General features: G+C 35.7%; 21 protein-coding genes. 9 read left to right on the forward strand and 12 right to left on the reverse strand.

What is annotated here, in order from left to right; genetic code table 11:
• Window position 1 precedes the first annotated feature (1 nt).
• The 7 genes from EDF66_RS15920 to glyA form a co-directional block, all read right to left on the reverse strand.
• Window positions 2-1,144 carry a 5-(carboxyamino)imidazole ribonucleotide synthase gene (locus tag EDF66_RS15920; RefSeq protein ID WP_132843726.1) on the reverse strand — a complete coding sequence of 381 codons (1,143 nt, stop codon included), beginning with the start codon at window positions 1,142-1,144 and terminating at the stop codon, window positions 2-4.
• 24 nt (window positions 1,145-1,168) lie between these two features.
• Window positions 1,169-1,672, reverse strand: a complete 504-nt coding sequence (locus EDF66_RS15925) for an NADH-quinone oxidoreductase subunit B (protein ID WP_021188837.1) — start codon at window positions 1,670-1,672, stop codon at window positions 1,169-1,171.
• Entirely contained in the window at window positions 1,669-2,268 is a 600-nt protein-coding gene (locus EDF66_RS15930) for an NADH-quinone oxidoreductase subunit A (protein ID WP_132843727.1), read from the reverse strand. Before EDF66_RS15930 ends, EDF66_RS15925 begins: the two co-directional genes overlap by 4 nt.
• A 259-nt stretch (window positions 2,269-2,527) precedes the next feature.
• A complete protein-coding gene (ffh, locus tag EDF66_RS15935) occupies window positions 2,528-3,865 on the reverse strand; it encodes a signal recognition particle protein (protein WP_132773420.1) in 1,338 nt (445 codons plus the stop codon).
• 155 nt (window positions 3,866-4,020) lie between these two features.
• Window positions 4,021-4,704: a zinc metallopeptidase gene (locus EDF66_RS15940; RefSeq protein WP_132773418.1), complete on the reverse strand. Its 684-nt coding sequence runs from the start codon at window positions 4,702-4,704 to the stop codon at window positions 4,021-4,023.
• A gap of 217 nt (window positions 4,705-4,921) precedes the next feature.
• Window positions 4,922-5,512: an RNA polymerase sigma factor gene (locus EDF66_RS15945; RefSeq protein ID WP_132843729.1), complete on the reverse strand. Its 591-nt coding sequence runs from the start codon at window positions 5,510-5,512 to the stop codon at window positions 4,922-4,924.
• A gap of 241 nt (window positions 5,513-5,753) precedes the next feature.
• Window positions 5,754-7,025, reverse strand: a complete 1,272-nt coding sequence (gene glyA, locus EDF66_RS15950; protein WP_132843731.1) for a serine hydroxymethyltransferase — start codon at window positions 7,023-7,025, stop codon at window positions 5,754-5,756.
• Window positions 7,026-7,434: 409 nt separating this feature from the next.
• Between glyA and EDF66_RS15955 the strand changes: the two genes are divergently transcribed.
• The 7 genes from EDF66_RS15955 (at window position 7,435) to EDF66_RS15985 (ending at window position 15,002) form a co-directional block, all read left to right on the forward strand.
• Complete coding sequence (locus tag EDF66_RS15955) at window positions 7,435-7,788, forward strand: HesB/IscA family protein (RefSeq protein WP_021188834.1); 354 nt, start codon at window positions 7,435-7,437, stop codon at window positions 7,786-7,788.
• A 235-nt stretch (window positions 7,789-8,023) separates the two neighbouring features.
• A complete protein-coding gene (ileS, locus tag EDF66_RS15960; RefSeq protein WP_132843732.1) occupies window positions 8,024-11,437 on the forward strand; it encodes an isoleucine--tRNA ligase in 3,414 nt (1,137 codons plus the stop codon).
• Window positions 11,438-11,440: 3 nt separating this feature from the next.
• The gene (locus EDF66_RS15965; RefSeq protein WP_021188833.1) at window positions 11,441-11,827 is read left to right on the forward strand and encodes a TraR/DksA family transcriptional regulator; all 387 of its coding nucleotides are present in this window, start codon (window positions 11,441-11,443) and stop codon (window positions 11,825-11,827) included.
• A gap of 60 nt (window positions 11,828-11,887) precedes the next feature.
• On the forward strand, window positions 11,888-12,538 hold the full coding sequence (locus tag EDF66_RS15970) for a lipoprotein signal peptidase (RefSeq protein ID WP_021188832.1): 651 nt from the start codon (window positions 11,888-11,890) through the stop codon (window positions 12,536-12,538).
• Between the two features lie 55 nt (window positions 12,539-12,593).
• The gene (locus tag EDF66_RS15975) at window positions 12,594-13,544 is read left to right on the forward strand and encodes a M20/M25/M40 family metallo-hydrolase (RefSeq protein ID WP_132843734.1); all 951 of its coding nucleotides are present in this window, start codon (window positions 12,594-12,596) and stop codon (window positions 13,542-13,544) included.
• Window positions 13,544-14,461 carry an SDR family oxidoreductase gene (locus EDF66_RS15980; protein WP_243656067.1) on the forward strand — a complete coding sequence of 306 codons (918 nt, stop codon included), beginning with the start codon at window positions 13,544-13,546 and terminating at the stop codon, window positions 14,459-14,461. The genes EDF66_RS15975 and EDF66_RS15980 overlap by 1 nt, the downstream gene beginning before the upstream one ends.
• Window positions 14,462-14,474: 13 nt before the next feature.
• Complete coding sequence (locus EDF66_RS15985; protein WP_021188831.1) at window positions 14,475-15,002, forward strand: acyl-CoA thioesterase; 528 nt, start codon at window positions 14,475-14,477, stop codon at window positions 15,000-15,002.
• A 60-nt stretch (window positions 15,003-15,062) separates the two neighbouring features.
• Here the strand turns inward: EDF66_RS15985 and EDF66_RS15990 are convergent, their stop codons facing one another.
• The 4 genes from EDF66_RS15990 to EDF66_RS16005 form a co-directional block, all read right to left on the reverse strand.
• Window positions 15,063-15,470, reverse strand: coding sequence for an EVE domain-containing protein (locus EDF66_RS15990; protein WP_021188830.1), 408 nt, complete (start codon window positions 15,468-15,470; stop codon window positions 15,063-15,065).
• Window positions 15,471-15,480: 10 nt separating this feature from the next.
• On the reverse strand, window positions 15,481-15,831 hold the full coding sequence (gldC, locus tag EDF66_RS15995; protein ID WP_021188829.1) for a gliding motility protein GldC: 351 nt from the start codon (window positions 15,829-15,831) through the stop codon (window positions 15,481-15,483).
• Window positions 15,832-15,988: 157 nt separating this feature from the next.
• Complete coding sequence (locus EDF66_RS16000) at window positions 15,989-16,228, reverse strand: hypothetical protein (RefSeq protein ID WP_132843735.1); 240 nt, start codon at window positions 16,226-16,228, stop codon at window positions 15,989-15,991.
• Window positions 16,228-17,577 carry a DEAD/DEAH box helicase gene (locus tag EDF66_RS16005; RefSeq protein ID WP_132773404.1) on the reverse strand — a complete coding sequence of 450 codons (1,350 nt, stop codon included), beginning with the start codon at window positions 17,575-17,577 and terminating at the stop codon, window positions 16,228-16,230. The genes EDF66_RS16000 and EDF66_RS16005 overlap by 1 nt, the downstream gene beginning before the upstream one ends.
• 186 nt (window positions 17,578-17,763) lie before the next feature.
• Here EDF66_RS16005 and EDF66_RS16010 point away from each other — a divergent pair, with 186 nt between their 5' ends.
• Window positions 17,764-19,902, forward strand: coding sequence for a S46 family peptidase (locus tag EDF66_RS16010; RefSeq protein ID WP_132773402.1), 2,139 nt, complete (start codon window positions 17,764-17,766; stop codon window positions 19,900-19,902).
• A 127-nt stretch (window positions 19,903-20,029) separates the two neighbouring features.
• Entirely contained in the window at window positions 20,030-20,209 is a 180-nt protein-coding gene (locus EDF66_RS16015) for a hypothetical protein (protein WP_021188827.1), read from the forward strand.
• A 133-nt stretch (window positions 20,210-20,342) separates the two neighbouring features.
• On the opposite strand, the gene EDF66_RS16020 is transcribed toward EDF66_RS16015, so the two are convergent.
• Complete coding sequence (locus EDF66_RS16020) at window positions 20,343-21,137, reverse strand: GLPGLI family protein (RefSeq protein WP_132773400.1); 795 nt, start codon at window positions 21,135-21,137, stop codon at window positions 20,343-20,345.

Raw genomic sequence — 21,137 nt, forward strand, 5'->3', positions numbered from 1 at the left:
TTTAAGCTTTTACTTTTAAAATTTCTTGTACTTTTCTAGCATTACTGATGGCTAATTCACGGTCGTCATTGATAATACACACGTGTCCCATCTTACGGAAAGGTTTAGTGAATTTTTTACCATACAAGTGTACATATACACCTTCCATAGCCAGAATCTCTTCTACACCCTCGTATTTTGCTAATCCTTCATAACCTTCTTCACCAAGAAGATTTATCATCACTGCATTAGTTCGACAACGTGTATCGCCTAATGGCAAATTAAAGATCGCTCTCAAATGTTGTGCAAATTGAGAAACATAGTTCCCTTCTATTGTTTGATGACCACTGTTATGTGTACGTGGCGCAAGTTCATTGACTAATATCTCACCGTCTTTTGTTAAGAACATTTCAACAGCTAGAAGTCCGACAATCTGTAAATCATTGGCAATCTTCTTGGCTAATTCTTCTGCTCGTTGCTGAATATCGAAACCATATGTTGAAGGTGCTATTAAAAACTCCACCAGGTTAGCTTCAGGATTAAACTCCATTTCTACCATTGGAAAAGTTGCAACATCACCATCATCATTTCGTGCGACTATAACAGCTATTTCTTTTTCGAAATCAACCCATTCTTCAATTAAAGAGGGTTCATCAAAAGCAGTTTCTAAATCATCAACTGTGTTTATCTTCTTCACTCCCTTACCATCATAACCATCTTTACGCAGTTTTTGAATATAAGGAATAGTCAAATTTGTATTTTTAAGATTCTCTTTGGTAGAGATCAGCTGAAATGCAGAAGTTGGAATATCATTTTGTTTAAAAAACTGCTTTTGCAATCCTTTATCTTGTATAAGACGAATGATACGCGATTGTGGATAGACAAGTACACCTTCTTCTTCCAATTTTTCTAAGGCATCCACATTTACCTTTTCGATCTCAATGGTAATCATATCAAGATCTTTTCCAAAATTGTATACAGTTTCAAAATCGCTCAGAGAGCCACATTCAAAACGATTGCATAATTTACGGCAAGGAGCATTCTTATCTGGATCAAGAATGTGAACATTAACGTTATAATTAATGGCCTCTTGAATCAACATACGGCCCAATTGACCACCGCCAAGAACACCTAATTGCAAATCACCATAAAAATCTTTTCCCATGTCTATTTTTCTATTTCTATTCTATTAAGCTTTTTGGTTAAACAACTGTTCTCCCAATAAACTTTCTTTTTCAATTTTCTTTTGTAGTTCTAAAAATGCACCAATCAATGCTTCTGGTCTCGGAGGACAGCCTTGCACATATACATCCACCGGTATAACGCGATCAACTCCCTTTACAACATGATATCCATGTTGCCAATATGGCCCTCCACAATTTGAACATGATCCCATCGAAATCACATATTTTGGTTCTGGCATCTGTTCATATAGCTTCCGAATACGATCGGCCATTTTAAAGGTTACCGTCCCTGCTATAATCATCACATCCGACTGTCTAGGTGAAGGGCGAGGAAAAACCCCTAATCGATCGAGATCATAATTAGCAGCCATGGCTCCCATCATCTCGATGGCACAGCAGGCTATACCAAAACTAATCGGCCACATCGATGATAGTCTTGCCCAATTCAGGAGATCGTCCAATTTGGCTACAATAACACCATTATTCTGTATTTGACTTTCTAAACTCATGATGTTGCTCCTGGTTTTTTGAATCTGGGTTTAAAAGCTATTTTTGGGGCTACAGGCATTTCTTCATTAGCTTTTTCTGCAGTTGCTTTATCGTCTAACGGCACTGTATACGCCCTTAAGGGATAAGTTGCTTGATTAAGGCCATCATAAGCAGTACTTGGAATACTGACATTGACCTTTGGTCGTTGATGTATCGGCTTTACCCATTCGAGATCGCCCTTTACCCACACAAAAATCAACCCTATAATAAGTATACCTACAAACAATGCCATTTCAATCAGAGTAAACCACCCCCATCTTCCATCGGCGGCAATGTATTCGGCCTGTCCAAATACAGTAGCCCAAGGAAATATGAAAATGAGCTCTACATCAAAAAGTAAAAATATAAGTGCAATAACATAAAATCTTGGGTTAAATTGAACCCACGAAGAGCCTACTGCGTCTTCACCACATTCATAAGTACTTAATTTTTGAGGAGTAGGTTTATTTACAGAAAGCATTCTTCCTGCCATAATGGTCATCGCAACTAAAAATATGCCTACCAAAATTATGATAAGTATCTTTCCGTATTCCGATAATTGCCCGGGGTCATCCATTGTTTTACAAAGTTAAAAAATAATTCTATTACAATCAGAACTAAGTCTAAAATACAAAAAAATAAATACGAATTGTCAAAAGATATCAGAGAATCCATGCCCTTATAGCTCATTTATTTCATCTTTGATAACTCTATGACAATGGGCCAGCTACAACGCCCCATTTACAATCGAACTGGCATTTTTTATATCTCTAAAAAAATACCCTAAAAATTATGCATTTTTAGGGTATTAAAGGATATAAAAAATAATTTCTATCTTATTTCCCCGGCATTTTAGGCATGCTTTTCATTAATTTAGCTGCCATTGCCGGGTTTGACATCTGCTTCATTACTTTTCGCATATCGCCAAACTGCTTCATTAACTTATTCACTTCATTGATATCCGTACCTGAACCTTTGGCAATACGAGAACGTCTTTTTTGATCGATCGCATCTGGATTTTCTCTTTCAAATGGAGTCATTGAATCAATAATTGCTTCAATTGGCTTGAATGCATTATCATCTACTTCAATATCTTTCATCGCTTTACCGACTCCAGGAATCATACCCATCAAATCTTTCATGTTACCCATTTTTTTGATTTGCTGAATCTGCGATTTAAAATCGTTGAAGTCAAATTTATTTTTGCGAATTTTCTTTTGAAGCTCTGCGGCTTCTTTTTCATCAAATTGTTGTTGTGCTCTTTCTACTAAAGAGACAACGTCACCCATACCCAAAATACGGGAAGCCATACGATCCGGATAAAACACATCTAATGCATCCATCTTCTCGCCTGTACCGATAAATTTGATTGGTTTGTTTACAACAGATTTAATTGATAATGCAGCACCACCACGAGTATCCCCATCTAGTTTTGTTAATACTACACCTGTAAAATCCAAACGGTCATTGAATGTTTTAGCTGTATTCACAGCATCTTGACCAGTCATCGAATCTACAACAAAGAGAATTTCATGCGGTTGAGTAGCTTCTTTTACGGCAGTAATCTCCACCATTAAAGGCTCATCAATAGCCAAACGACCTGCAGTATCAATGATCACTACATTATGTCCACTTCTTTTTGCCTCCTCTACTCCTGCTTTTGCAATAGCGATTGGATCTGTAGAATTACGGTCTACATAAACCGGAACACCTACTTGTCCTGCCAACACTTCCAATTGGTCAATTGCCGCAGGACGATACACATCACCAGCTACTAATAAAGGCTTTTTACCTTTTTTATCTTTTAAGTATAAAGCTAATTTCCCTGAGAATGTTGTTTTACCAGCACCATTTAATCCGGCGATTAATATAACAGTCGGATTTTTAGAAGCTTCTAATTCAGTAACAGAGCCTCCCATTAACGCTGTCAACTCATCATTCATGATTTTGGTCAACAATTGGCCGGGTGAGATACTTGTTAATACATTTTCACCTAACGCTTTTTGTTTAACATCATCTGTAAATGTCTTTGCAGTTTTATAATTCACATCGGCATCTAATAATGCCTTACGAATTTCTTTCATCGTTTCTGCAACGTTGATCTCGGTAATACTACCTTGGCCTTTTAAAACCTTAAAGGCTCTATCTAATTTATCCTGTAAGTTCTGAAACATGATAATTGTAAGTCTATGCTATTATAAAAAGCAAAGTTAAAAAAATAGTCGGAAGCTGAAGCATATAGAATTCAATTCCAAGGATTAATACATAAAAAAAGCGAACATTTATAAAAACATTCGCTTTTTTGTGCTTTTAAGTTTCCTTAAAGCCCTTAGTCTCTTCTTCCGAATAATAGGGAAGCATAATATAATAGGGTAACCAAAGCACTTAATGCCGCTACTACATATGTCATTGCAGCCCATTTTAATGCATCTTTCACACCTTCATCTTCTGTAGAACTGTAAGTAACACCATTATTGCTTAACCAGGCTTTCGCGCGATTTGATGCATCAAATTCTACCGGAAGCGTCACGAAACTAAAAATTGTTGTAATTGCTAATGCTGCAACTCCTATTGCTAGAACAATATAGTTCTGTGAAAAGGCCATCAATATAACACCCAACATCAAAACCCAAGATGTCAATTTTGAAGCGAAGCTCACCATGGGTACCATGGCAGATCTAAATCCTAACCATTTATATGCCGTAGCATGTTGCACAGCATGACCACATTCGTGAGCAGAAACTGCCGCAGCAGCAATACTCCTTCCACTGTAAACTTCAGGGCTTAGATTTACTGTTTTATCTGCTGGATTATAGTGGTCACCTAAACGATCAGGGATCGAAACGACCTTCACATCATAAATACCATTATCATGAAGCATTTTTTGTGCAATCTCTGCCCCTGTCAATCCACTCGTTAAAGGAATTTCAGAATATTTTTTAAACTTATTTTTAAATCGGGTTTGAACGATCAGGCTTATAACCATGATCCCTATAAATAAAATCCAATACATAATATTTTCTTTTTTGTTTTAGTAGTTACTTATCAAAATACATTCCACCTTGTCATAACAGACAAAATTTCACATACTAATGTACTAAAATCATTCATTAATACATAAAAGAACAATAAGTGAAACGAAAATATGACATTATTACATAGAAAGTCAAAAAACAAAAGGGATGCCCTCATCGGTTCATCCCTTTTAAATAGTATTATATTGTGTGATACTAACCGATCTGCAACATCAGACTTTGGCCTTCGATCATCTTACGAAGGTTGGCTAATGCATACCGCATACGTCCCAATGCAGTATTGATACTCACTTCAGTGATATCAGCTATATCTTTAAAGCTCATATCGCAAAAATGTCTCATAATCAATACCTCTTTTTGATCATCAGGAAGTTTTTGAATCATTCTCTTCAAATCGATATCACGCTGTTCTCTTAACATTTTTGATTCCACATTTTCATCACTGAAATCCAATACATCGAAAATATCAAAACCTTCGGTATTGACAATACTCGGAGCTCTTTTCTCTTTTCTAAAATGATCGATAATCATATTATGGGCAATGCGCATAACCCAGGGCAAGAATTTACCCTCGTCATTATATTTCCCTCCTTTTAATGTATTGATTACTTTTATAAAAGTTTCCTGAAAAATATCTTCTGCAAGATATTCATCTTTTACTTTCATATAAATGGATGTGTATATTTTTGATTTATAACGTTCTAACAAAGCTGCTAACGCTGTTTCTTTACCATCTAAATATATATGGATTAATTCTTGATCCGTCTTTTTATTTAAAATACTCATACTTCACCTATTTTTAGCAGTTACCAAATTAATTTTAATTACAACCTGTTTAAAAGTAGATGTCTGTCGTATAGTATTTCGTTTATATAGTGATCAATTTTCGTATACTCAAAACAAGAGAAAATTATCGAGTAATCAAATTATTACAATGGAATTTAAGACTTTTTAACATTTGAACAGAAAAAGTGCCCTGATTTTAAATCAAGGGCACTTTTTATACTGTGATATGTTAACGTACTTCTTACTTATAAAGAGGGAAACCTGCCATCATCTCTTTTACCTTAGCGTGGATTTTAGCAAGTTCTGATTCGTTTGATGCATTTACGATAGCTGCATCAATTAATTCACCGATTTGTACAATCTCAGTTTCCTTGATACCGCGAGTTGTAATGGCTGCTGTACCAAAACGAACACCTGAAGTAACAAAAGGAGAACGAGAATCAAAAGGAACCATATTTTTGTTAGTTGTGATACCCGCTTTTCCTAAAACTGCCTCTGCTTCTTTACCAGAAATATCTTTATTACGTAAGTCAACCAACATTAAATGATTGTCTGTACCGCCAGAAATAATTTTGTAATTTCTTTCTACGAAGAACTGTGCTAAAGCCGCTGCGTTTTTCTTTACTTGAACAATATACTCCATATATTCGTCAGAAAGAGCTTCACCGTAAGCAATAGCTTTAGCAGCAATAGTATGCTCCAAAGGTCCACCTTGTGTACCTGGGAATACTGCTAAATCTAACAACTGTGTAATAGTTCTTGTTTCTCCTTTTGGTGTTTTTGCACCCCAAGTGTTTTCGAAATCTTTACCTACCATGATCATACCGCCACGTGGTCCACGAAGTGTTTTATGGGTAGTAGTTGTTACGATATGACAATGTGGAAGTGGATCATTCAACAATCCTCTTGCGATAAGTCCTGCTGGGTGAGAAATATCCGCTAAAACCAAAGCTCCAATTTCATCAGCAACTTTACGGATACGCGCATAATCCCAATCACGAGAATAAGCAGAAGCACCACAAATAATCATTTTTGGTTTTTCACGAAGTGCTGTTTCTTCTAATTGCTCATAGTCAATTAGTCCTGTATCTTCTTTTACACCATAAAACAAAGGTTGGTAAATTTTACCTGAAAGATTAGCTGGAGAACCGTGTGTTAAGTGACCACCATGCGATAAATCAAGACCTAGAATTTTATCACCTGGTTTAATTGTTGCTAAAAAAACTGCTGCGTTGGCCTGTGCTCCTGAATGTGGTTGTACGTTTACCCATTCTGCACCGAATAATTGCTTAGCACGGTTGATGGCAATAGTCTCAATCTCATCGACTACCTCACAACCTCCATAGTAACGTTTTCCCGGTAAGCCTTCAGCATATTTATTTGTCAAAACTGAACCTGCAGCTTCCATAACTTGTTTTGAAACGAAGTTTTCTGATGCGATTAATTCGATACCCTCCTCTTGGCGTTTCAGCTCATCAGCTATCAAATTGAAAATGGCTTGATCTCTTTCCATTGTTTTAATCTAGTGTAAAATATGAATATTATGATTTTAGTCTACAAATATAGTATAATACTTAAAAAAGGCCTCAAAAAACAGGCTTTATTATTACGAAATTTCACAAAAACCCCTTATTTATTAAAATTCATTAAAATGAAAAATTCAAATATCTCCTGATTCTTTCCTACATATGATGCACATAAAATCAATAAAAGAAAGTTGCTCATCCACAAATAAATATCAATATCAGGAATCCCATGACGATCAAATTGATGTTAATACATATTACTTTGTAACATGTTACGAACCGACCGATGTCCGATATTGGCAATCAATGTGTTTAATCAATGTCATAAATTATAAGCAGTCCTATTTTCTATTAAAATTATGTAATTTTGTTTAAGTTGGTTAAAATATTATCACGATGAGTACAGAGACTATAACAGAAAAAGCTCCCTTGACATTAACTGAAGGAGCGATAAAGGAACTAAAAAAACTGAAGGATCAACAAGAAATTTCAGATGATTTTGGATTACGTATTGGTGTTGAAGGTGGCGGTTGTTCTGGGATGAGCTATATTTTAGGATTCGACCAGAAAAAAGAAGGTGATAGCGAATACAGTATTTCGGGAATTAGGGTATTTATGAACAAAGCACATGGTTTATATTTAGCTGGGATGGAAGTTGATTTTAGAAACGGTTTAGATGCACGTGGTTTTACCTTCAACAATCCAAATGCTTCCAGCACTTGTGGTTGCGGAAGTTCTTTCTCTGCATAAAGAATTAAAAATATACAGACAAAGCCCAATATTCAGTGAATATTGGGCTTTTTTTATTTATGAATCCTATTGATATGATCACTCCTTCAAGTTGAAATATCACTTTTTAGATTGATTATGCTATACAACCTGATGTTAAAGGTTGTATTTACCTTAAAAGGGTTGTTTTTTAGCTTTTACCTTTCAGCTTAATTGATTAAATTAGCGACCTTTAGAAAAAGAATACGAGACACTGATGTATAAAGAATATAAGCAGCTTAATTTGCCGGAAATAGGCAAAGAAATATTGACCCGTTGGGAACAGGAAAAAATATTCGAAAAAAGTATCACAAACCGTCCAGGAAATAAAACGTACACCTTCTATGAAGGTCCTCCTTCTGCCAACGGTATGCCTGGTATTCACCATGTAATGGGGCGCGCAATCAAAGATATCTTCTGTCGTTATAAAACTTTAAAAGGATTTCAAGTAAAACGTAAGGGCGGATGGGATACGCACGGCCTTCCAATTGAACTTGCTGTTGAAAAAAAACTTGGCATTACTAAAGAAGATATTGGAAAGAAAATATCTGTTGAAGAGTACAATGATGCCTGCCGTACAGAGGTAATGAAATACACTGATGTATGGAATGATTTAACTATAAAAATGGGGTATTGGGTAGATCTTGAAAACCCTTATATTACCTATGAAAATGAATATATTGAAACACTTTGGTACATCTTAAAAGAATTTTATAAAAAGGGTCTTTTATACAAAGGGTATACCATACAGCCTTATTCACCTGCGGCAGGAACAGGATTGAGCTCACATGAACTAAATCAACCTGGTACTTACAAAGATGTAAAGGATACGACAATTGTCGCACAATTTAGATTAATCAAAAATCAATTGCATCCAGCAATTGCCACTTTAGTGGAAGATGACTCTGAAGATGTTGCTTTCATTGCTTGGACAACTACACCTTGGACATTACCTTCCAATACGGCGTTGGTCGTTGGTAAAAAAATAAACTATGTAAAAATTAAAACTTTTAATCAATATACAGGAACACCGGTTTCGGTTATATTGGCTAAAGATTTAATCCCTAAACATTTTAAAACTGAAGGAAAAGACGAATCGTTTCAAGATTATAATTTAGGTGATAAGGTTATTCCTTGGGAAGTTGCGGCAACTTTCACGGGCGAAGAGCTTGTTGGTTTACGCTATGAGCAGTTGATGCCTTATATCACGTCAGATGAACTACAGGAAAAAGCTTTCCGTGTAATCCCTGGAGATTTTGTAACTACAGAAGATGGTACAGGTATCGTGCATGCTGCACCAACATACGGCGCAGATGACTTTAGAGTAGCTAAAGAGCAAGGTGTACCCGGAATCTTGATCAAAGATGAAAATGGGAAAGAAGTACCTACTGTGGATCGTACTGGTCGATTTGTTAAGGAAATCACTGACTTTGCAGGTCGTTTTGTTAAAGAGGAATATTATTCGGATGCTGAACGTGCCGATAAAGATTTCCGTCCTACAGATGTGCTTATCGCCATAAAATTGAAAGAAGACAACAAAGCTTTTGATGTTAAAAAATATGAGCATACTTATCCACACTGCTGGCGTACAGACAAACCTGTTCTGTACTATCCATTGGATAGCTGGTTTGTTAAATCGACCGCTGTTAAAAATGATTTAGTTGCACTAAATAAAACCATTAACTGGAAGCCTGAAGCGACTGGTACTGGACGCTTTGGTAATTGGTTGGAAAATCTAGTTGACTGGAATCTATCACGCTCACGTTACTGGGGGACTCCCCTACCTATCTGGCGCTCTGAAGATGAGAATGAAGAAATCTGCGTTGGTTCTATGCCTGAATTGAAGGCTTTATTGGAGGCATCTCTGGTTTCTGATGTATTATCTGAAAAGGAAAAAGAAACCAACAAAGCATATTTGGATAAATTCGGAACTGAAAAACTTGATCTGCACCGCCCTTATGTAGACGATATCGTATTTGTATCGGATGCAGGTCAAAAATTATTCCGTGAACCTGATTTAATCGATGTTTGGTTTGATTCTGGTGCTATGCCTTACGCCCAGTGGGGTCTAGACTATGAAAAACTTGCAAAAGGAGAAGCACTTCCATTTAAAGAAGGCTATAAAGAAGCATTTCCGGCAGACTTCATTGCTGAGGGAGTTGATCAGACACGGGGCTGGTTCTTCACACTTCATGCAATCTCAACGATGCTACAAAAATCGGTTGCATTCAAAAATGTCATTTCGAATGGATTGGTTTTAGATAAAAATGGTAATAAAATGTCTAAACGTCTTGGTAATGGGATTGATCCATTTACCATGTTAGATAAATATAGTGCTGATGCAACACGTTGGTATATGATCAGCAATGCTTCACCATGGGATAATTTAAAGTTCAATGAAGAGGGACTGGATGAGGTACGTCGTAAGTTTTTCGGAACTTTATATAATACCTATGCATTTTTTGCTCTGTACGCGAACATTGATAAATTTAGTTATAGTGAAGCGGATATAGCTTTAGAGAACCGTCCTGAAATAGACCGTTGGGTAATATCACTATTGAACAGTTTAATTAAAGAAGTCGATGAATTTTATGCAGACTTCGAGCCTACAAAAGCAGCACGTGCCATACAAAATTTTGTTGACGAGCATTTAAGTAACTGGTACGTTCGTCTTTGCCGCCGTCGTTTCTGGAAGGGAGAATATTCTGAAGATAAGATCTCTGCGTACCAAACTTTATTTACTTGTTTGGATACGATAGCGAAATTGATGTCTCCTATTTCGCCTTTCTTTTCAGACCAGTTGTATCTAGATTTGAACAACGCTACGGGCAGGGAAACTTTTGAATCCGTGCATTTAGCAAATTTTCCGAATTATCAGGAAAAATTGATCGACAAGGATCTGGAGGAGCGTATGTCATTGGCTCAAGATATTTCATCCCTTACATTATCACTGCGCAAAAAAGTAGGCATCAATGTACGACAGCCGTTAAACAAAATCTTACTTCCGGTACTGGATAATAGCTTCCAAGAACGTGTAGAAAAAGTAAAAGATTTGATACTTTCCGAAACGAATATTAAAGATATTCAATTCATTACGGACACGACAGGTATCATCAAGAAAAAAATTAAACCGAACTTTAAAGCTCTTGGCTCGAAAGTTGGTAAAGACATGAAGTTAGTGTCTGCAAAAATCAATGCACTTTCTACAGAAGAGCTTGCAAAATTGGAAAGTGATGGTGAAATTTTATTAGCCGATACACCTTATACAATTCAATTGAGCGATGTAGAAATTATAGCAGAAGATGTTGCTGGCTGGCAGGTCGCTAATTTAGCTAAATTAACCGTAGCCCTGGATATCCATATTTCTGAGGAATTAAAACAAGAAGGATTGTCAAGAGAGTTGGTTAACCGTATCCAAAACCTAAGGAAAGACAAAGGTTTTGAGGTTACTGACCGTATCCGTGTTTTAGTTAGCAAAGATGCTGATATTGAGAGCGCAACGAATGAAAATTTATCTTATATTTGTACCGAAATTCTAGCGGATTCATTGAGTTTCGAAGAATCACTAACTACCGGAGATAGCATTGATATTGACGGAAAGGAATTGAATGTTTTAATCGAAAAAATTTAAATTATGGCAACTAATAACGAAAAGACACGCTATAGCGATTCAGAGCTACAAGAATTTAAAAGCATTATCTTAGAAAAACTAAGAATTGCAAAAGAGGAACTTGCTGCCTTAACGGCCTCTCTAAATAATAGTGATGCAAACGGTACGGATGATACTGCTGGTACTTATAAAACTTTGGAAGATGGTTCTGCAACTTTAGAAAAAGAACAAACGAATCAATTGGCTGCTCGCCAACGAAAATTCATCGACAACTTAGATGCGGCTTTAGTTCGTATTGAAAACAAAACTTATGGTATTTGTAGAGAAACGGGAAAATTGATCCAAAAGGAAAGATTGAAAGCTGTTCCTCACACTACGTTAAGTATCGAAGCTAAAAATAAACAGTATTAATATTATTTAAATACAAAAACATAATGGTCTTTACCAAAAGTAAAGACCATTTTTACAACTATGAAAGGCTATACTAAACCAGTAATTCTAATTATTCTCGTTCTTTTAATTGACCAGATATCAAAAATATGGGTCAAATTAAATATGACCATAGGTCAAAGTTATGAGGTGATTGGTAAATTTGTACAAATCCATTTTATAGAGAATAATGGAATGGCCTATGGAATGGAATTTGGTGGCGAATTTGGGAAACTGATGCTAACACTTTTTCGTATTATCGCTGTCGGAGCAATCGGCTATGGCCTGCATTACATGGTTAAAAAGAAATATAATCGCGGATTTATTCTCAATATTGCCTTAATCTTTGCAGGAGCACTTGGAAATATTATCGACTCTACTTTTTATGGTATGATCTTTAGCGAAAGCACCTGGTACGATAAAGCTTCATTATTTCCTGCAGATGGAGGATATGCAACGATTTTCCATGGAAAGGTCGTTGATATGCTCTATTTTCCGCTGATTAATGGAACATTCCCATCCTGGCTTCCGATTTGGGGTGGTCAAGAATTTCTATTCTTCCGACCGGTATTCAACATTGCTGATTCTGCAATATCGGTGGGGGTTGTACTGATTCTACTCTTCCAAAAGAAATATTTTAAAGAAGAGAAAGAAGAAAAAACAAGTATACATAGTGAAATCGTAGAAGATTAATAACGACTTCTAAAAAGTCTTGAATTTTCAAGGCTTTTTTTATGAACAACTACAAATGATAAAATTATATATTAAATGCACCCTTTTAACACTTTTCAGTGTTCTAAGTTTACAAGGAATTGCACAATACAGCAATCCTGAACTCGTAAAAAAACATATCAACTATCTCGCAAGTGATAAGATGAAAGGTCGCGGTACAGGAAGCAAAGAAGTATTCAAAGCGGCAGATTATATTGAAAAATATTTTAAAACACTTAAACTTCAACCGTTAGGTGAAAAAGGATTCAGACAATCATTTGATGCTAAAGTATGGAAAGTTAAAGTGAGTGACAGCATTCGCAAAGCAGATAACATCATTGCATTTTTAGACAATGGCGCTCCACTTACTATTGTAATCGGGGCACATTATGACCATTTAGGAACTGGTCATCAAGGCAGTTCGAAAGATTCCCTGGGTGTTGGTAAAATACATAACGGAGCAGATGATAATGCTTCGGGCGTAGCCGGCTTACTGGAATTAGCACGTTATTATAGTACGAATAATTTAAAGGAAAGTTATAATTTTCTTTTTATCGCATTTGGTGCTGAAGAGTTAGGATTAATCGGATCAAAATATTTTACCGAACACCCAACTTTACCACTTGATAAAATAACAGGTATGCTAAACATGGATATGATCGGCAGGTTAAATCCTGAACAGGGTGTTGCTGTAATTGGATATGGAACAAGTAAAAAATGGCCGGAAATATTTGAGGGTATCACACCGAAAATTAAGTTTTATACAGGTCATGATGGTAATGGTGGTTCTGACCAGACCTCATTCTATAAGAAGAATATTCCAGTTCTATTTTTCCACACAGGAGGTCATCCTGATTATCATATGCCAACAGATGATCCAGAAAAAATCAACTATTCAGGACTTACTGGAATTATTGATTTCGAGGTCATGGTTATCAACAATATGTTAAAACAAAGTGAGAAACTCGAATTCCAATTCACAAATTAATGATGGTTACCAACAAAGTGTTAATAACTGGGTCAAATGGGTTTTTAGGACAAAAACTAATCGATCTACTTAGTAAAAACCTCAATTATGAAGTTTTTGCTATTTCCATGAATAAAAACGACAATCCGAATGTAGCGAATTATCATTTTCAACAATTGGATTTAATGAATTCGGATCTTTTAAACAACTATCTGTCAGAAGTTAAACCAAATTACATCATTCACACTGCTGCAATCACAAGTGTTGAAGGGTGTGAAGCTGATAAAGTGCTCTGTGAAAAGATGAACGTTGAGGTAGCGAAGCAATTGGCCGACTATTGTAAGCAGACAAATGGTTTTTTAGTACAGTTATCCACAGACTTTGTTTTTGATGGCCAAAATGGTCCATATAAAGAGGATGATTCAATCAATCCATTAAGTGAATATGGTAAAAGCAAATTACGTTCAGAACAAGTTATCCATAACTCTGGATGTGAATATGCGATCTTAAGAACTATATTGGTGTATGGAATAAATGCTAATCCAAACCGCTCTAATTTAGTGCTTTGGGCAAAAGAAAAACTTTCAAAAAATGAACCGATAAAAGTTGTGAAAGATCAGTGGCGCATGCCAACGTTTGTTGATGATTTAGCTGAAGCCTGTCTTTTAGCTATTGAGAAACGTGCAACAGGAGTTTTCCACATCAGTGGGGAGGAAATGTTTACAATTGCTGAAGCAGTCTATCAAATTGCAGATTTTTGGAACTTTGACAAATCCTTAATTTCAGAAATTACGGCGGCATCAATAGGTCAATCTGAAAACAGACCACAAAAAACAGGATTTATATTATCAAAAGCCAAGTCGATTTTGGGCTTTCAACCAACTCCTTTCAAAGCGAGTTTAGAAATAATCGATAAACAATACGGAATCTTCCGTTAATAATAAAAAAGAGATGAAGGAGAAATGTGCTAAAGAGTCTACTACGGTAATGAATGAATTAGTATTACCAAATGATACGAATACTTTTGGTAATTTAATGGGCGGTAGATTGTTGTATTGGATGGATATCTGTTCTGCAATGGCAGCGCAGAAACACTGTAATAGTCCGGTAGTAACCGTATCGGTCGATAACGTTTCATTCAAAAGGTCCATTCGACTAGGAGAAGTTGTGACCATTGAAGCAAAGGTAACGCGTGCTTTTAACACTTCAATTGAAGTAAGAATGGAAGTGTTTGCTCAAAATCTTCCATTGGGAACAAAAGAAAAATCAAATGAAGCCTATTATACATTCGTAGCGGTAGACGAACATGCCAAACCGCAGCCTATTCCGAAAGTAGTTCCTGAAACGGAATTGGAACATAGGCTTTACGACGAGGCAATGAGACGTCGTGAGTTGCGCTTAATATTAAGTGGTAAGCTAGATCCAAGCAAAGCTACTGAATTAAAAAACCTTGTCAATTTATTTGATCACAAAGGCTAATTAAAAATGCCTCAGATGGTGTATCTGGGGCATTTTTAATTTTAATTAGTACAAACGCTATTATTCAGAGCCTAAAGCCACTATACGATCAAACTCTTCAGCCTTTAGTGGCATTACAGATAATCTTCCTTGACGTACTAATGCAACATCCTGTAAAAATTCATCTGCTTTGATCTGCTCTAACGTAACTGATTTCTTAAATGTTTCCACCGGAGCTAAATCTACGACTACCCATTTCGGATCTTCAGTTGTAGGGTCCTGATAGTATTCTTTTACAACTTTTGCAATACCCACCACTTCTTTTCCTTCATTGCTATGGTAAAATAAAACAAGATCACCCTCTTTCATTGCTTTAAGATTGTTACGGGCTTGATAATTACGTACACCATCCCAAAACGTCTGACCATCTTTATTAAATTGCTCCCAGCTGTATTTGAAAGGCTCAGATTTGACCAAAAAGTAATTCATATCGAAAAAATTAGTTTTGTTGTTCTAATACTTCCATTTTATCAGCAAAGTGAGCACAATAATCACGTAAATCTGCGATTACTTTCTCTGCCATAGGATCACCGCCTGAAGAACGTAGAAATGAATCTCCTAATGTCTGTAAGGTCTCATAGAAAAAACGTTTCATCTCATCATAAGGCATATCTTTAGTCCATAAATCGATACGCATTGAGTTTTTATATGCAGAATCCCATAATGCTAAAAACATGGCTTTGGCAGGAAGCTCATCAGAAGATTCACCATCATTAGAAGACCAAGTAATTTTGTCAGGCACATTTGCATCATCCAATTCAACCTGTAATTTTATTTCTGCTTTTTTCATTAGAATATGATTTGTTTTAATAATGAGTGTTAGCTTTTACTAATTATTAAGCTGGTTTCACTCGTTTTTTAAAGGCTATGAAGCTACTCTGAACATGTTGATTTCTCTATGCTATGCTCAAGACTGTTTCATATTAATAATGCTTTTTACAAAAGGCTTACGCTATTTTTATAATAAGTGTTAAGATCGCGACTACCACTATAAAACCCAACTCATAGAGCCAAAGTTTTTTATTTTGTTTGACAATAATCCGGAAGAAAATATCCACCAATAGTAATACCACCATTAAGATCAACAGCGCGGTCATAGACAGTAATGGTTTCGTATCGGACATATCCTCTACAAAATACCAAGCTACTAAGCATGCCGATACGATATTAATTGGTGTAAGTCTCACTATTTTGTTCTATAATTTCTTTTAGTAGAAGTTTTAGGACCTTGTTTATTAGACTTGAACCCCGATGCACGCTGTGATGCTTTTGCTTCTTTCTGCTTGATTGCAAATTTCTTCTCGTGGAACGCTCCTTTAAAATCTGGATCTTCTTTTCGTTTTTGAATATCGATTTCTTTGGCAATAGCTTGGCGTTCGAAATATGGTGTTTCTTCGATAAAAACTTCACCTGGTAGTGGAGCAACATCAACAGACTGACGCATTAACTTTTCAATTTTTCTGAAATAATACTTTTCTGCATCATTGCAAAAAGTAATAGCATCACCAGAATTAAATGCACGGCCGGTACGTCCGATACGGTGTACGTAATCTTCTGTCACTATGGGAACTTCAAAGTTAATCACATGAGAAACATTTGAAACATCAAGACCACGTGCTGCTACATCAGTCGCTACTAAAATTCGTATATTTCCTTCTTTAAAAGCATTAATAGAATTGATACGTGTATTTTGACCTTTATTAGCATGTATAACCCGTACTTGATCTTTACCATATTTACGTTCTAAAAAGGCAAAAACATTATCCGCAACTGTTCTTGTTTTGCAAAAAACAATTAAACGATGAAATGATTCATCATCTTTCAATAGATGTTGCAATAAATTGAGTTTTGTTTTTTGATTAGGAACGAAATAAACTCTCTGACTCACCGTCGAAGCTGGCGTTGCTTGCTCAGAAACTTCTATAACCGTTGGAAAAGCTAAGAAATCGCCAGCAATTTTCCGAACCAGCTCTCCCATTGTTGCGGAGAATAATAGATTTTGTCTTTTTCTAGGCACGACTTCCAAAATACGGTGCAATTTAGAAATGAATCCCATATCCATCATTTTATCGGCCTCATCCATCACCAAAAATTTCAATGATTTCACATTAATATGACCTTCTAAATATAAATCTAAAAAGCGCCCTGGTGTCGCGACAATTATGTCTACTCCTTTTTCAAGGTTTTCAATTTGGGTTTTAGGCCCCAAACCGCCATATAAAACTACCGTACGTAAATCAAGATATTTTGAAAATGTCTGGATATTTTCCTCGATCTGCATAGCAAGTTCGCGGGTTGGCGATAAAATTAAAGCGCGTGCATCTTGACCTTGCGCATATTTCAATTTCATTAATATAGGTAAGACAAATGCAGCCGTCTTTCCAGTGCCTGTTTGCGCTACTCCCATGATATCTTGACCAGCTAGAATCGGTGTAATAGCTTTTTGTTGTATTTCTGTTGGAACCGAATAACCTGCTTCTTCAATTGCATTCAAAAGCTGCTTATTCAATTTAAAATTTTCAAATGTTTGCTGCATTTTACAAAGATAATGAAAAGCATCCACATGCTTATCTTATGCATTAAATGATTATCAGATTGACGTAAAACTGACATAACTGTTTCATTATTATTGTTAAAAAGATGCTTCATTGGTCGCATTTTGATTTAAAGCAGAATTAAACCACCTTTGTAGTAAATAACTAAACTTTTTTATCAAGTTTGTATGAAAAAATTATGGATCTTATTGCTGCTTATCACAGCAAGTATGACCACATTCGCAGATGAAGGAATGTGGTTCTTAATGCACTTGAAGCGACTTAATGAAGCTGATATGCAAAAGAAAGGATTGAAACTGACGGCTGAAGAAATCTACAGCATCAACAATTCAAGTTTAAAAGACGCGATCGTACAATTCAATGGTGGTTGTACTGCAGAAATTGTTTCTGATCAAGGCTTAGTATTCACAAATCACCACTGTGGATATGGTGCAATTGCAGAATTATCAACTCCTGAAAATGACCACTTAACAAATGGTTTCTGGGCAAAAACAAAATCTGAAGAATTAAAGCCAAAATCTTTATTCGTTCGCTTCTTTGTTCGTATGGATGATGTTTCAAAAAGAATTTTGTCATTAGTAAATGATAAAATGTCTGAATCTGAACGTCAAAAAATCATTAATCAGGAGATCGCTAAGATCGAAAAAGAAAATAGCGAAAACGGTAAATACATCGTCAATGTGAAATCATTTTACAATGGCAATGAATATTATTATTTCGTTTATCAAGATTTTAATGATGTCCGTTTAGTAGGAACTCCTCCTAACAGCATAGGTAAATTTGGTGGTGATACGGACAACTGGGAATGGCCACGCCACACAGGAGACTTTTCTATCTTCCGTGTATATGGAGACAAGAATGGTAACCCAGCAGAATATGCTAAGGAAAATGTTCCTTTAAAACCAAAACACTTCTTACCGATCAGTTTAAAAGGTTTTAAAGAAGGTGATTTTGCTATGATATTGGGATACCCTGGCCGTACCAATCGTTGGATGCCTGCAGGAGGAATTGATCAAAATGTAAAGTTTGCTTACCCTGCTTGGGTAGAGGCATCAAAAACAGGAATGGATGCCATGAAAAAATACATGGACAAAGATCAAGCTGTTAAAATCAATTATGCTTCTAAATATTCTCAAGTAGCTAACTACTGGAAAAATCGCCAAGGAATGATCGACGCTTTAACATTGCACAAAACTGCGGTGACAAAAGCTCAAGATGAGGCTAAATTTAACAAATGGGCTAATAAAAAAGAGAATAAAGCAGAATATGGTGATGTAATTGCTACGATTAACGCATATTATGCCGCTACGAATGAAAAAGCGCGTCATGACAACTATTTAAGTGGTATGATCCGTTCGAGTACATTAGCCGCTTTACCTTTTTCAATCGGAAATGGATTGGATTTATATGTAAAGTCTAATGAGGCGAAACGTAAAGAGTTATTACCAAAGTTGCAAGGAGCAATTGCTTCAAGTTATGAGAAGTTATACTTACCTCTAGAGGAAGATGTATTGATTGATGAATTGAACCTATATGCAAAAAAAGGTGGCAACATCGCTCCTTATGTTGCAGAACTAGCTGGTAAAAACAACAATGATCTAACATCATATATTCGTGAAGCTGTCAAAAATAGTATTTTTGCTTCCGAAGAAAGACTTAAAAACTTTTTAGACAATCCGACAGCGTTAGCGTTGGATAACGATCCATTGTACAAATTATCCACAGCATTATTAAATAAATACCGTGAGTCTTCGGCTTCAGATAAAGAAGCAACGGATAAATTCGAGGCTGCACACCGTAAATATGTTGCTGGCGTATTAGCATCTAATCCAAAAGGAAAATTCTATCCAGATGCAAATAGCACGTTACGTTTAACATACGGTTCTATTAAATCATTGCCTGCAGATAAACGTAATGATGCTGCACAAAACTTCTATACGACTTTGAAAGGCACTATTGCTAAGTACAAAAAAGGAGACGAAGAGTTTGATTTACCTCAGAGATTGATTGATTTGCAAAACAATAAAGATTACGGTCGCTATGCAGATAAAGCTGGATACCTTCCAGTTAACTTCTTAAGTGACAATGATATAACAGGTGGAAATTCAGGTTCTCCTGTAATAAATGGAAATGGCGAACTAATTGGCTTGGCTTTTGATGGTAATATTGAAGCGATGGCAGGTGACGTTATTTTTGATCACAAATTGCAACGCACGATATCTGTAGATATTCGTTACGTTTTATTTGTAATTGACAAATTTGCTGGAGCTACCAATATCATTAGTGAATTAAAAATTGTAGAATAATCATATTTCACAATTTTTAACAGAAATTTTTCTGAAAAAATATTTTCTATTAAATTGGTTTTTGTATATTTATTGTGTTAATTAGAGTAATAAACAAGACCATAAAACTAAAATTATAATTATTAAAATGGAAAACTACGTAAAATTAAAAGAGTTAGTAGCATCAATCGAAGGAGATGCAGACAAATTTTTCAACAATGGTAACTCTGCTGCAGGTACTCGTGTACGCAAAGGATTACAAGACATTAAAACATTAGCACAAGAAATTCGTAATGAAGTTACTGCTAAGAAAAATGACGGTAAATAGTTCTTATTTATCTTAATCAAAATAAAAGGCGCTTTAAAAGCGCCTTTTATTTTGCTATTATTTTTTAATATTAAAAAGCCCTTAAATGTAATGTTTAAGGGCTTTTTAAATTATATACAACGTGGTTCTACAATTACAAAGTAGCTAATTGCATAATATATTTTACGGTATCTTTGTTCAACCATTGCGATATAGTGGATGTAAATTGATCAATCATTTGCTTACGGCTCATGGTTTTAGTTTTCTTATTTTCAAAAACCTTCTTATCCATCACAATAGTATTGCTCAATTCTACCTGCGTAGCAAAATAAGATACGTGTTGACTTGGTACCACGAGACCCAAAATCATACCCGGCAAGCCACTTATAGACTCAGGGCCTCCACTAACTGGAATTTCATTTGCATAGAACCCTATTACATAAGTTGAATCTGAAGTAAACCCATTTGCCCGTCGACATGTGTAACCTGCAATATCGCGGTACTCATCAGTAATACGCCATTGAATTTTTTTAACGGAGTCCTGAATGATAATTTTATCACCCATCATATCATTAAAACGTTTATAATCTTTCGTTGCTAAATTTGATAAAGTCTGCGCATCAAAGTCCAGAGCAAACATCATAATCAGTTGCTTTGCTTTCATATCCAATTCCTGTCCAGCGACCGGTTGAAATAGTGTTTCATTTCCATTGAATTTAAGGGTCTTCTTTAAGACAACATTCTCTGGAATATTTGGAAGCATCTGTTCAAACTGAGTTCTGGAATTACCATCAGCTTTGGCAATAAACTGTTTATTAACGATGTTCTTCATATACATCGTTTTATCAAACGAAATGGTACCGACCTTAGAAAAAAGTGTATACTGTGCTTTAGCAAGCGTACTACAACATAAGAGTATAAAAAGTATACCGTAATTTAGTATTTTCAT

The sequence above is a fragment of the Sphingobacterium sp. JUb20 genome, from assembly GCF_004342035.1.
Taxonomy (GTDB): domain Bacteria; phylum Bacteroidota; class Bacteroidia; order Sphingobacteriales; family Sphingobacteriaceae; genus Sphingobacterium; species Sphingobacterium anhuiense.

Bases quoted from the DNA above. Each gene is read 5' to 3' on its own strand.
- EDF66_RS15920 (WP_132843726.1), bottom strand. From the start codon at position 1,144: ATGGGAAAAGATTTTTATGGTGATTTGCAATTAGGTGTTCTTGGCGGT.
- EDF66_RS15925 (WP_021188837.1), bottom strand. From the start codon at position 1,672: ATGAGTTTAGAAAGTCAAATACAGAATAATGGTGTTATTGTAGCCAAA.
- EDF66_RS15930 (WP_132843727.1), bottom strand. From the start codon at position 2,268: ATGGATGACCCCGGGCAATTATCGGAATACGGAAAGATACTTATCATA.
- ffh (WP_132773420.1), bottom strand. From the start codon at position 3,865: ATGTTTCAGAACTTACAGGATAAATTAGATAGAGCCTTTAAGGTTTTA.
- EDF66_RS15940 (WP_132773418.1), bottom strand. From the start codon at position 4,704: ATGTATTGGATTTTATTTATAGGGATCATGGTTATAAGCCTGATCGTT.
- EDF66_RS15945 (WP_132843729.1), bottom strand. From the start codon at position 5,512: ATGAGTATTTTAAATAAAAAGACGGATCAAGAATTAATCCATATATAT.
- glyA (WP_132843731.1), bottom strand. From the start codon at position 7,025: ATGGAAAGAGATCAAGCCATTTTCAATTTGATAGCTGATGAGCTGAAA.
- EDF66_RS15955 (WP_021188834.1), top strand. From the start codon at position 7,435: ATGAGTACAGAGACTATAACAGAAAAAGCTCCCTTGACATTAACTGAA.
- ileS (WP_132843732.1), top strand. From the start codon at position 8,024: ATGTATAAAGAATATAAGCAGCTTAATTTGCCGGAAATAGGCAAAGAA.
- EDF66_RS15965 (WP_021188833.1), top strand. From the start codon at position 11,441: ATGGCAACTAATAACGAAAAGACACGCTATAGCGATTCAGAGCTACAA.
- EDF66_RS15970 (WP_021188832.1), top strand. From the start codon at position 11,888: ATGAAAGGCTATACTAAACCAGTAATTCTAATTATTCTCGTTCTTTTA.
- EDF66_RS15975 (WP_132843734.1), top strand. From the start codon at position 12,594: ATGATAAAATTATATATTAAATGCACCCTTTTAACACTTTTCAGTGTT.
- EDF66_RS15980 (WP_243656067.1), top strand. From the start codon at position 13,544: ATGATGGTTACCAACAAAGTGTTAATAACTGGGTCAAATGGGTTTTTA.
- EDF66_RS15985 (WP_021188831.1), top strand. From the start codon at position 14,475: ATGAAGGAGAAATGTGCTAAAGAGTCTACTACGGTAATGAATGAATTA.
- EDF66_RS15990 (WP_021188830.1), bottom strand. From the start codon at position 15,470: ATGAATTACTTTTTGGTCAAATCTGAGCCTTTCAAATACAGCTGGGAG.
- gldC (WP_021188829.1), bottom strand. From the start codon at position 15,831: ATGAAAAAAGCAGAAATAAAATTACAGGTTGAATTGGATGATGCAAAT.
- EDF66_RS16005 (WP_132773404.1), bottom strand. From the start codon at position 17,577: ATGCAGCAAACATTTGAAAATTTTAAATTGAATAAGCAGCTTTTGAAT.
- EDF66_RS16010 (WP_132773402.1), top strand. From the start codon at position 17,764: ATGAAAAAATTATGGATCTTATTGCTGCTTATCACAGCAAGTATGACC.
- EDF66_RS16015 (WP_021188827.1), top strand. From the start codon at position 20,030: ATGGAAAACTACGTAAAATTAAAAGAGTTAGTAGCATCAATCGAAGGA.
- EDF66_RS16020 (WP_132773400.1), bottom strand. From the start codon at position 21,137: ATGAAAATACTAAATTACGGTATACTTTTTATACTCTTATGTTGTAGT.